Genomic DNA, 12525 nt, shown 5'->3' with positions numbered 1-12525 from the left:
ACGCTCATTTCAAGCGATAGATATGCCTATTTTTTGAAGTAAATGCGGTAGGGCCGGCCAACTTTTGTATAAATCTGTCGACTTTCTAATAAGTTACATTCTTCTAAATAGGCCGCATATTTTCTGACTGAGACGTGGGACAATTGAGATTTTTCGGCGAGCTCTGGGATGGTAAAGGACTCATTAAAACTTGCAATTGTTTTTTTAATCAGTTCAAGTGTCGACTGAGAAAGCCCTTTGTCAAGAAAATTTCCATCAGTTTTTTCTGTCACATGCTGTTTACTTGTCAAAGAATCAATACTTTTTTGATTGAGTTTTCCTTGTGTGAAGTGGGATTTTTGTAGTACAAAACGATTGATGCTTTCTTGAAAGCGATCGAAAGTAAATGGTTTAATTAAATAATCTATAACCCCCAAATGTAGTCCAGACTTAATGACACTACTATCATTAGCTGCTGAAATAATGATAACTTCACTGTCATGATGAATAGATCGCAAATATTCCAACAGTTCAAGTCCGTTACCGTCAGCAATGTGAATATCAAGTAAGACTAAGTCAATCTTGAAGTGTTCTAATTTTTCTTTTGCATCTGAAATGCTGTTACTAGAGATAATCAAGTCACATTGCTCTAGTTTTTCAAGGTAATTTCGATGAATAAAGTCAACCATTGGGTCATCTTCTATGATCAGTACATTCATTTTATCCTCCATTATAAGGTGTTGTGATGGTAAAACTCAAAGTCTTTTGACTGGTGTCGGGATAATATTTTGAGTTTGTATCTTCTAATAACTGTTGGAAATAATGCATCTTAAAAATAGTTTCCAGGTCCATTTTTGACATATTAGAATCTAATATGGTGTATCTTATAATCAGTTTTTCGACTTGATAGTCCATGCTAACAGTAACCGTTTCAGGCTTGAAATGATTTAAAAGATGGGTATCAATAAAACGGCAGAAAATAAGACAATGGTTGAGATCATTTTTAGATTGTGAAGCAGGGATTTCACGCATAATATGATAATTAATAGTAACAGCCAACTCTTTGAATTTTTCTTGTTCTCCAATGAGAAAACTTGCTAGTAGTGGCTCTTTAATGAGCACCGAAAGGCTATTGATGATCTCGTTTTCAGGTTGTAAAAGGGAATCTAAATAGATTTTTAATTGGTCGTAATAAGCAATATCAACCAAACCATATATAACATGGAGACGATTCATAAATGTATGTGTTTGGGCCTGCAGTGCAGAAGCGTAAGTTGTTGAGTAAGCTAATTGGTCCAATAGATAAATGGAATCAATGGCATGCCGTAAGAAAATAATATAGCCACGCAACTCACCTTTGACATTAATAGGAGAGATGGAAATAAGAAAATCCTCTTCGCAAAAACGTAAGAGTTGCTCATTGTTTTTGCTAAAATCAATTTTTGAAAAAGCTGGAATAAGGTCTTCTATTTTAACACCTAAGACAGTCTTTTGGGGAAGATGTTTAAGAACTAATTCTTTAGCGGCTTGATTATACTGGTGAATGGTATGTGATTTAGTGATAATAAAAACAGAAGCGTCCATTTGATCTAACATAGCATCTCGTTCTTCTAAAAGTTGATAAATTTCACTTGGTTCTAGGTTATGAAGTTGTTTTTTGAGGTGCAGTGAGATAAGCGTAGTAGCAAAAAGACTAATCACAATAGAGATGACTAAGGCTATAGTATAGTTCTTCTTAGACTTTAAGGCAACATCATTTATTGTTGTTAGTTTAATTCCGACGGCTACAACACCAATTTGACGCTTATGATTATAAACTGGAACTAAGTAACGTAAGGATTTTCCAAGACTTCCTTTAGCTGTTGAAAGTACTGTTTTACCTTCTAAAGCTTCTTTTTCATCGCCACCTTGGAAAGGTTTACCGATTTTTTGAGGATTAGGATGGGTTAGTCTGATTCCTTGCATATTCATGACAACAACATAATCCAAATGAAAGGTTTTAGCAATGGTATTACTGTAGTTGATGATGGTTTGATCAGCTTTATCAGCACGCAAATTATCACTAATGAGTTGGTTGCTTGCAAGCATTTTACCAGTAGAAGTTAAGAGATGAATTTCTTGTGATTTAATAGAATGATAGGTCTCTCTTATCATGATGCCATAGAAAATAGAAGTTGTTACAGCAATCATTGTAATGAGTATTAAGGAGAGACTTGCCCAGAGTGATCGTTTTTTTCGCATAAATTCTCCTTTATTTGAGTATATCATAGAAAAATAAGAGCTTGCTAGTTTAAATTAATTAAAAAAGTTGAATTAGTTAAAGTAATTAAAGAATTTAAATATTCTAGCCACATTACCAAAATTTTTCTATACTGAATTTATTAATAAAGGAGGTTGTTTCATGGAAACACTAAGTAAAAAAGAAGAAAGGCGATTCAAGGATTTCAGAGTCGGTTCAGTTCCCTTACCGGTCTATCTTGTTTTGGCTTCTTTAATTTGCATCACAGCTTATTTGCAAAAATTACCGGTCAATATGTTGGGAGGTTTTGCTGTTATCTTAACGCTTGGCTGGCTTTTAGGAACGGTTGGAGCAAATATCCCAGTTTTAAAGAATTTTGGTGGACCAGCTATAATGTCCTTGTTGATTCCATCAATTTTAGTATTCTTTAACCTGTTTAATCCAAATGTCCTATCAGCTGCTAACAGTTTAATGAAAGAAGCGAATTTTCTTTATTTCTACATTGCTTGCTTAGTTTGTGGGAGTATCTTGGGCATGCATCGGAAAATTTTAATCCAAGGCTTGTTTAGGATGATTATTCCCATGTTGATTGGTATGGTATCAGCCATGGCAGTAGGTACCTTAGTAGGAGTGATTTTAGGTTTAAAATGGCAACATACCTTATTTTATATTGTAACCCCTGTGTTAGCAGGTGGAATTGGTGAAGGGATACTTCCGCTATCGCTTGGTTATAGTTCCATAACTGGTGTTGGCAGTGAACAATTGGTTGCTCAATTGATTCCAGCAACAATTATTGGTAATTTTTTTGCGATAATGTGCACAGCGCTACTAAGTCGCTTTGGTGAAAAACATCCGCAATATTCTGGACAAGGCCAATTGGTTAAAGTAGGAAATAGTGAAGATATGGCAGATGCCCTTAAAGATAATTCCGGTGAATTGGATGTTAAATTAATGGGTGGGGGTGTTTTAACGGCTTGTTCACTTTTTATTGCCGGTGGATTATTGCAACACCTGACAGGTTTTCCTGGGCCAGTATTAATGATTGTACTAGCAGCATTCTTAAAATACCTAAATGTAATTCCAAAAGAAACTCAAAATGGTGCCAAGCAGTTATATAAATTTATTTCTGGCAACTTCACCTTTCCTTTGATGGCTGGACTGGGGTTATTGTACATTCCTTTAAAAGATGTTGTTGCAACCCTTAGCTGGCAGTATTTTGTTGTGGTTATTAGTGTAGTCTTTACGGTCATTTCTGTTGGTTTCTTTATTTCGAGATTTTTAAATATGAATCCAGTAGAAGCAGGTATTATTTCTGCTTGTCAAAGTGGTATGGGAGGTACTGGGGATGTTGCTATTTTAAGCACAGCAGACCGAATGAACTTAATGCCTTTTGCACAAGTCGCAACACGTTTAGGTGGCGCAATAACCGTTATTACCATGACAGCAATTTTAAGACTATTATGGCATTAAAAATAGAAAATGAGGTAAAGAGATGACAAAAGATCTAGGAAAACTTGCTATTGAACAGGCACGTAAAGCAGGGGGAAAATTAGAAGTAATCCCTAAAATTGAAATTGCAAATAAGGAGGATTTAAGCATCGCCTATACACCAGGAGTTGCAAGTGTTTCATCTGCAATAGCCAATGACCCAAAATTAGGTTATGAATTAACGACTAAGAAAAATACAGTAGCTGTTGTTAGTGATGGAACGGCAGTATTAGGATTAGGAGATATCGGACCTGTTGCTGCAATGCCTGTTATGGAAGGAAAAGCTGCACTATTTAAAGCATTTGCTGGTGTTGATGCAGTTCCTATTGTTTTAGACACAAAGGATACTGATGAGATCATTGCAATTGTAAAAGCCATTTCACCAACATTTGGTGGTATCAACTTAGAAGACATCAGTGCACCTCGTTGCTTTGAAATTGAAGAACGTTTAATTAAGGAGTGTGATATTCCGGTTTTCCATGACGACCAACATGGTACAGCAATTGTTGTTCTAGCAGCTGTCTTCAATAGTTTAAAATTGATTGAAAAGAACATTGATCAGGTTAAAATAGTTGTTAATGGTGGTGGTTCAGCTGGCTTATCTATCACTAAGAAGTTACTTGCTGCAGGTGCTAAAAATGTGACTGTAGTTGATAAGTTTGGTATTATTAACGAAAAAGAAGGAGATAAACTTCAAGACCATCACTTAGCGATTTCAAAAGTAACCAACCGTGATTTTCTATCAGGAAGCTTATCGGATGCTCTAGAAGGTGCAGATATCTTTATTGGCGTTTCAGCTCCGGGAGCTTTAAAAGCTGAGTGGATTGGTAAAATGGCTGAAAAACCAATTATCTTTGCTATGGCAAATCCAGTACCAGAAATTTATCCAGATGAAGCCCTTGCAGCAGGTGCCTACATCGTCGGAACAGGTAGAAGTGATTTCCCAAATCAGATTAACAATGTGCTTGCATTTCCGGGAATTTTCAGAGGTGCCTTGGATGCCCAAGCAAAATCAATCACCATTGAGATGCAAATTGCAGCAGCAAAAGGTATTGCAAGTTTAGTAGCACCAGAAGAATTATCAACAACCCATATCATGCCAGGGGCATTTCAAGAAGGGGTAGCAGAAATTGTAGCAGCTTCTGTAAGAGATGCAGTCAAATAAAAAGAAAAAGGGCGAAAGCTCTTTTTTAAGTTAACTTAATAAAAATATAAAATAAGCCTAAAAAACGATTGAAAAATAAGAAATAATGAGTATAATAAAAATTAAGCATGCTTAATTTTGACTCGTCTAGTCAAATCTAATTTAGAAAGGACTTGCACGCTAACTTAATCATTATTATATAAAGGAGAATCATTTGGATAAAAGGAATCACAAACCAAAACTTATTTTACAATCAGCTTTAATTGTTTTACTGGCTTCATTAGCACAAAATGGGCAAACGGTTTTAGCAGACAGTGAATCACCTGTTAAAGCTGGTACAGAAGTAACTAAGCAATCACCTGAAAAGGAGGTTACTAAGCTTGATCAGGAAAATGAGACACTAGAAAAAGCATCACCTGTAGCAAAATCTGAAGAAATACCAAAAGAATCAAGCCCTATTAGCCCTGAAACTTGGCAAGCAGATACTGACACTTTACCAAGTATATCCCTAATTGACCAAGCAAAAGCAATTCATGAAGGGAAATATAAGGTAGAGACATCAGAAAAACTTGATGGTAGAGGGGTTGTGATTGCCTCGGTTGACTCTGGAATTGACCCAGATCACGAGGCTTTAAAATTAGACGATGATGTTATCAAAAATCATTTAAAAATAGCCAAAGACAACAATGGAATCAGTGATAAAATTCCTTACGTTTTTGACTTTATGAGTGGTGATGATAGCATTAAAGACCCTCAAACAGAACACGGTATGCATATTGCAGGTGTTCTTGTGGGAAATTCTAAAAAGGGCTTCAAGGGATTAGCCCCTAATGCTCAACTTTTAGCATATAGAACTTGGAGCAAGGATAACAGTGAGGGCTACCAAGAAAGCAACCAGTTCATTGCAATGGAGGATGCCATTAAACGCGGTGCTGATGTTATTAGTTTGAGCATCGGGGAGTTAGGAACTGGTCGCAAGGATGACTTGTGGGCAGAAGTCATCCGAAATGCCAGAAAGAAAAATGTCATCATTGCAGCATCAATGGCAAATTATGGAACGTCATCAATGACCAATTCTTTTGATCGCCTTGTTGATGAAAAATTCCCTCAAACAGATACCTCAACGACCTTATCAGTCTCATCAAATCCCTATGTTATTGGGGTGGGGTCTTATTATGATACCCATACGTATTTGCCTCATCTTCATATTGGGGGGCTTGATTTAGCTTATGAAAATATTAACTGGAATAACTATTATCTTTTTGATCAAGAACATGTGGAGGAAAAAAGTTTTGAACATGCCATTATTGACTACGATGAAACGCCTAATGTTTCAGATTTGAGTGGTAAAGTGGTGCTTGTTCGTAGGACAGCCGATTATTTTTTCCCTCAGGTGGATCAACTGGTCCGAAAAAATGCCAAAGGTGTCATATTAATTAATGCACCAGGGACATATACTTACGGCAATTACCAAAGTCTTCCTGAGGTAAGAAGTACACTCTTAGTTGATAAAGAGGGACTCTTTAAAAATGTTTGGGCAATTAGCTTATCTGAGAATGATGGTCAAAAACTCAAAGACTATTTAAAAAAACATCCTAAACCCTCACAAAAGCTTGATTTTAAAACAAAACCAATTCTTACAAAAGTTTTTGATCACCCAGGTATTTCAGGGTTTAGCACTTGGGGAACATCACCTAGTCTTGAGTTAAAACCTGATTTAGTTGCACCTGGTGAAAATGTCTATTCGACAGGAAATGACAATAGTTATTTCAATGATAGTGGGACTTCCATGGCTGCTCCTCATGCTGCAGGAGCAAGTGCTCTTTTGCTACCATTAACAAAAGACTATCAAAAAGCATGGAATAAGTCCTTTAAAGCTATTGAATTAGCACAACTTAATAAACTTCTTTTACAAAATACAGCCAATGTCCTTAAGGATTATACTGTTCCAAATGGAAAACCTATTTTAGCCTACTCTCCAAGACGTCAAGGAGCAGGTGCTATTGATCTTGAAAAAGCTTTAAAAACGAAAGTTTTTATTTCTGCAGAAGACAATAAAGGTGTGCTTAACCTCAAAGATTTTACAGATAAAGAAAAACATTTTAACATTGTTATTCGTAATTTGTCGGATAAAAGTCAGCAATTTGAAATTGATCCTGGAACTGTTCTAGGCAAGATTAGCTATGATAATACCCGTAAGCACTATGATAAAACCTTAAACATCAAATCAGTGCATTCACGCGCCATCGACGGGGCTAATCTGCAATTGGCAAGCCATATTAGCATTGCGCCTCACAGTGAGATGATTATTCCTGTTAAACTTAATGTTGGGCAGGCACAGCTTCATGAATTCGTTGAAGGGTTTATAAAATTTAAAGCACTAAGCAAAGAACAAGCAGACTTGAGCATTCCATATCTTGGTTTCTATGGAGATTGGAACAATGAAAAAATCGTTGATCCCGTTTCCTGGCAAGAAGGTAGTAAAACCAAAATGACAGGCATTGTTAGAGGCTATCCATTAGGTGAGGATAAATTTGACTTTGTTCCTTGGGGAGTTGATTACGACAAGTGGAAAGCAGATAATGATTATTTAGAATCTGATCCTAAACATTATGTCATGCAAACAAAAGGTGGGGTTGCAAGCCACGCCAAGATGAAACTACGTTTAATGTTTATGCGCCACGCTAAAGATTATAAGGTAGAAATTGTAGACACTAATAAGAACAAGTCCGTAAAAGTCCTTAAAACAGGGCATTATTATCCGAAATATATGGAAAGTGCCTTTCGTGAGTACCCTGACCGTTATGGATTGATGTTTGGTGAATACGACCCTGATTTAGAATGGGATGGCAGTGTGTACGATTCCATAACAAACAAAAAGCACTTTGTAGATGAAGGGGATTATTTTATCAAGGTCAAGGCCAGATTGGATGAGACGAGAGCTTGGCAAGAGATGTATATTCCTTTCAAAGTTGATAACACCAAACCCGATTTAATCCTAACACATAAAACGACAAGTGAGTATACTTTTGATATTAAAGACAAACACCTAAAAGATGTTGCCCTTTATAAAAATCGTACAGAAATTAAAAAACTAGTTGCTGATCAGGATGGTCTTTATCGCCTTGATATTTCTTCTTTTGACAAAGGCGGTTTAGAATTAAGAGCAATTGATTATGCTGATAATTATATTATTTACGATTTTGCTAAAGAGTCTACAGTTTCCTCTGAAGAGTCTTTATTTGGACCACAGGACATCTCAAAAAAATCTTTAAAACGTTTAGCCAACAACAATGGTTTTGAGTTGTATTCAGAAGATCCTGATGATGACATAGATGATTGGGATGAAGAAGACGAAGACGATGACACATCAGTCGAAGCTGTTAATGCTATTCAAGATGGTGATGCTAAGGAGGACTCAAAAGAGGAGACTTCAGATGCAGATGACCAAGAAGACGATGATGATGCCTTAGATGATAAAAATGAAGACTCAAAAACTTTTGAAAATGGAGCTGATATTCACGATGATAAATTCACATTAGGGTATGTTGAAGGAAACAGAAGTAGTGATTTAGGAAGTGAAGATGATGAAAGCGGGCAACGTTACCGTACTTATTACATCCACCTTAAAGAGGGCCAACGCCTTTTAGTAACAAATACCAATGCCCTTTATAATAATCAGCATCAAAAAGACTTCACTGATGTCACCTATCAGACTAGCATTGCTTACAAACCTGAACTGTTTGAACAAGAGCACTATTATAAAATTGATATCCCAATTTATCAAGGGTCAAACATTATCAATGTTAAAACCTATTATAATAATGAATTAATCTTTAATAAAGGCTATGCCGTTAAACTGGATACTGAAGCTCCTAGACTAAGTTTTAAAAATAGGAATATTGCATTTAAAGGTGATGACTGGGTTGATTCTGAAGACTATGAAGATGAGGTTGTTGGAGTGATAACAATCCCAACTGACCAATTACAATTAAAAGGCACTATTCGTGACGCTTTAGATGGTTGGAAACTTTTTATTAATGATGACATGATTGATAGCACCTTAAAACTTGGTGAATACGATGATTATTTCCACCAAAATCAAAAAGACTGGTTCTATGAAAAAACAGTGGTTGATGGAGAATATGTTAAAATTGAAGTCTGGGACCACTTGAAAAACACAAAAACTTATCTTTTCCAAGTGAAAATTGATCCAAGTGCTAGAGGTGCATCCTTTGATTCTGATGAGAGCCATCTTGCTGCGGAAGAAGAACTTGCGCCTTATTTGCTTAAAAACGACTTGCAGGCAGATGAACAGTTCAAAGACTTTGATATGAGTCAAATGCAGTCAGCTGAAAACGCCATTCAAGCTTTAGCAAACTATGCTCCTGGTTATAGTATTCAAATGTTGAAATTTAAACATAATGAAATGATGCTTCGACTGGAAAAAGATGGTAAATACCAACTGATGACGCTAAAAGCAAAAGTTACCACTGCATCACAATCAGAAAAAATGATTGTCGATAAGGCACTTATCCATCAAGAAAAGGATTGGGCTTCAAATACAAGTGTTAGTCCTTCAAATCAATTCACTAAAGGTAATGCATTAGCATCCCAATTAGCTACTGGTAAATCTGGAAATAGCCAAAAAGAGTTACCAATGGCGGGTGAATTCTCACAACTAAAATATATGTTACTTTCTTTCTTGAGCATTTCAGCCGCATGGCTTTTACCATCTCGAAAAAAGATAGAAAAATAAACTTTTAAAGGGGCTGGGCAAAAAGCCTAATATAAACAAAACCGCATGAAATCTTTCGTTTACAAACGTTGATTTCATGCGGTTTCTTATTTCGGAAATTTGAAAAAATCAATGAGATTTCGACTTTTTGCCCAGCCCCTTTTTATTCTTTTCTAGAAACCAGTTCTAGTTTTTGATACAATGGGTATAGCGTTTCTTTTTTGAAAGTGAGGACCAAATGGAAAATCAACGAAAAGAATATCATTTTTCACGAAATTCAATTACTGCTTATGTCTGGCGAGGAATCCTAGTAGGTATTGTTGCTGGGGTTGTCGTTAGTCTTTTTAGGCTTCTGATTGAACTGTTTTCAGAAGCAATTACCCACTATTACAATTTGTCGCACTCAAATCCACTGATTTTAATTGGAATTGCTCTACTAAGTCTATCTTCCTTATTACTTGTTGGCCTTTTAATAAAGTCAGAACCAGATATCAAAGGCTCTGGTATTCCCCATGTTGAAGGAGAATTAAAAGGTTTACTATCACCAAATTGGTGGGGAGTGCTATGGAAAAAATTCTTAGCTGGATTATTATCTATTTCTATGGGATTTTTGCTAGGCCGCGAAGGGCCATCCATTCAATTAGGTGCTATGTCAGCCAAAGGGATAGCAAAAGGTCTTAACTCATCAGCCCTAGAACGTCGAGTTCTAATTGCAAGTGGTGCAGCAGCAGGGCTTTCTGCAGCCTTTAATGCCCCTATTGCTGGCTTGTTATTTGTTGTTGAAGAGATTTACCATCATTTCTCACGGCTGGTTTGGATTACAGCACTTGTGGCTAGTTTAGTTGCCAATTTTATTTCCCTTAATATTTTTGGCTTAAAACCTATTTTGCAAATGCCAAAAGCTGTCCCTTTCTTACCTTTAGGGCAGTATGGCCTTTTGATTGTTTTAGGAATAGTCCTTGGATTTTTAGGCTTTATCTATGAATGGGTTCTCTTATCTTTGAAAACCGTTTTTAAGGTTTTGGGTCAAATGACAGGCTTACCCTCTCATTTTCACAGCCTTCTTGTTTTGCCTTTTATTCTTCTTCTTGGCTATTATTCACCAAACCTTCTAGGTGGTGGCCACCATTTAATATTATCGTTATCAACTAGCCAGACTTCCCTTTACATCGTTTTGCTATTTTTATTGGTGCGTTTTATGGTGAGTATGTTGAGCTATGGTAGTGGCTTGCCAGGAGGTATTTTCCTTCCTATTTTGACTTTAGGCTCTTTATCGGGATACTTATTTGGTTTAAGCTTAACATCACTTGGCTTCATGTCAGATAAGTTTTTACCCTTATTCATCATTCTTGGAATGGCTGGTTATTTCTCGGCTGTCTCAAAAGCTCCGCTAACAGCTATGATTTTGGTTACCGAGATGGTTGGTGACTTAAAACCTTTAATGCCAATAGCAGTAGTAACCTTTATGGCTTATATGATTATGGATTTATTAGGGGGACAACCTATTTATGAAGCCATTTTAGAGAAAATGGCATTAACCAGTCCTAAAGAGTTAATTCAGCCTACCTTGATGGAGTTAACAGTTAGTGATAAGATTGCTGGCAAACGTGTTTGTGATTTAGACTTGCCAAGACATGTCCTAATAACCACCCAAATCAACCATAAACATTCAGAAGTTGTAACAGGAGAAACAAAATTAATTGCAGGAGCTACGCTTTTTCTGGTTGCCAACGAACAGGATTTAGGAAGTGTAAGACAAGAATTAATGGCTTCTGAAATAAGTTAATATTGTATTGTCAGAAAATTTTTGTTATGATTGTCAAAAGGGTATCATGCAAACCATGACATAAAAGAGGACAATTACATTGAAAATTGATAAAGTTTATAACAACAATGTTATTCAGGTCATTAATGATAACCATGAAGAAATTTTAATGGGCAAGGGATTAGGGTTTCAAACCCGTCCAGGGAATTTGGTAAATGAGGATCTGATTGAAAAAAGATTTGTCTTACACGATTCTGAACTTGCCATCGAATTGACAAGTGTCTACAAAAATCTTTCCAGTCAAGAAAGTGAAGTGGTTTGGGCTATTATTGACCACGGACAAGAAGTTTTGGATAATACCTATGATATTGCTTTGTATATTGCTTTAGCTGATCATTTACACTATACTTTTGAACGTGTCAAAGAAGGGCTAATCATTTCAAACCCATTATCATGGGAAATTCGGAAGTTTTTCCCAAAAGAATTTCAGGTCGGTCGTGATGCGTTGGAATTAATAAAAGCTAAACTTGATTTGACTTTACCTAATGATGAGGTTGCTTCAATTGCCTTACATTTTATTAATGCTCAAAAAGACATAACAGCAAGTGAAAAAAATCAACAAATGTCAAAAATCGTTACTGGTATTTTAGACATTGTACGTTTTCATTATGGGACTATTTCTGATGACAATAGTCTGACCTATACGAGGTTTGTGACTCATATCCAATATTTTGCTCAGAGAGTAGTTAATGGTTTAGTGCAAGGAGCTAATGACAGTTTCCTTTATGAGCAAGTGAAGTTAAATTATCCATCAGCCTTTAGTTGTGCTGAAAAGATCAAAGCATACGTTGAGTCTACCTACAATTTTCTAATGAGCAAGGACGAACAAGTCTATTTGACGATTCATATTCAACGGCTAGAAAATTAAGCTGACAAGAGTCGGCTTTTTTCTTATACTTCTAAAAAAGCGCTTGCAATTGTTGGATTTTTCTGTTAATATAATGTCATAGCAAAAGGATTGTTACTGGTAAGCAGGCAAAACCTAAATAGATACAAGATAAATCTGTAGCCACAGCTGTAGTTTTATTTGGTATTTGTTTAGGTTTTTTCTATTTTCTAGTGAAAAGCAAATCATCTATTTGAGATACTGAAAGGCATGATACCCAATCAAA

The 12525-nt window shown here is 36.1% G+C and carries 7 protein-coding genes; 5 read left to right on the top strand and 2 right to left on the bottom strand.

Annotated features, from left to right (window positions below; translation table 11 throughout):
• Nucleotides 1–26 precede the first annotated feature (26 nt).
• Together Q9317_RS05635 and Q9317_RS05630 are read right to left on the bottom strand one after the other, a co-directional pair.
• Nucleotides 27–698 carry a response regulator gene (locus Q9317_RS05635; protein WP_003099762.1) on the bottom strand — a complete coding sequence of 224 codons (672 nt, stop codon included), beginning with the start codon at nucleotides 696–698 and terminating at the stop codon, nucleotides 27–29.
• 1 nt (nucleotide 699) lies between these two features.
• Nucleotides 700–2220, bottom strand: a complete 1521-nt coding sequence (locus Q9317_RS05630; RefSeq protein ID WP_003099759.1) for a Spo0B domain-containing protein — start codon at nucleotides 2218–2220, stop codon at nucleotides 700–702.
• A gap of 160 nt (nucleotides 2221–2380) precedes the next feature.
• Here Q9317_RS05630 and Q9317_RS05625 point away from each other — a divergent pair, with 160 nt between their 5' ends.
• The 5 genes from Q9317_RS05625 to licT all read left to right on the top strand — a co-directional run bounded on the left by Q9317_RS05625 (nucleotide 2381) and on the right by licT (nucleotide 12281).
• On the top strand, nucleotides 2381–3688 hold the full coding sequence (locus Q9317_RS05625) for a 2-hydroxycarboxylate transporter family protein (RefSeq protein ID WP_003099752.1): 1308 nt from the start codon (nucleotides 2381–2383) through the stop codon (nucleotides 3686–3688).
• Between the two features lie 22 nt (nucleotides 3689–3710).
• Nucleotides 3711–4871: an NAD(P)-dependent malic enzyme gene (locus tag Q9317_RS05620; RefSeq protein WP_016356018.1), complete on the top strand. Its 1161-nt coding sequence runs from the start codon at nucleotides 3711–3713 to the stop codon at nucleotides 4869–4871.
• Nucleotides 4872–5064: 193 nt separating this feature from the next.
• A complete protein-coding gene (locus Q9317_RS05615) occupies nucleotides 5065–9609 on the top strand; it encodes a S8 family serine peptidase (protein ID WP_003099748.1) in 4545 nt (1514 codons plus the stop codon).
• 217 nt (nucleotides 9610–9826) lie between these two features.
• On the top strand, nucleotides 9827–11374 hold the full coding sequence (locus Q9317_RS05610; RefSeq protein ID WP_003099747.1) for a ClC family H(+)/Cl(-) exchange transporter: 1548 nt from the start codon (nucleotides 9827–9829) through the stop codon (nucleotides 11372–11374).
• 79 nt (nucleotides 11375–11453) lie between these two features.
• Nucleotides 11454–12281, top strand: coding sequence for a BglG family transcription antiterminator LicT (licT, locus tag Q9317_RS05605; protein WP_003099745.1), 828 nt, complete (start codon nucleotides 11454–11456; stop codon nucleotides 12279–12281).
• Nucleotides 12282–12525: the final 244 nt, after the last annotated feature.

The sequence above is a fragment of the Streptococcus iniae genome, from assembly GCF_030732225.1.
Classification (GTDB): Bacteria; Bacillota; Bacilli; order Lactobacillales; family Streptococcaceae; genus Streptococcus; species Streptococcus iniae.
This window is presented reverse-complemented; position numbering and strand designations above follow the sequence as displayed.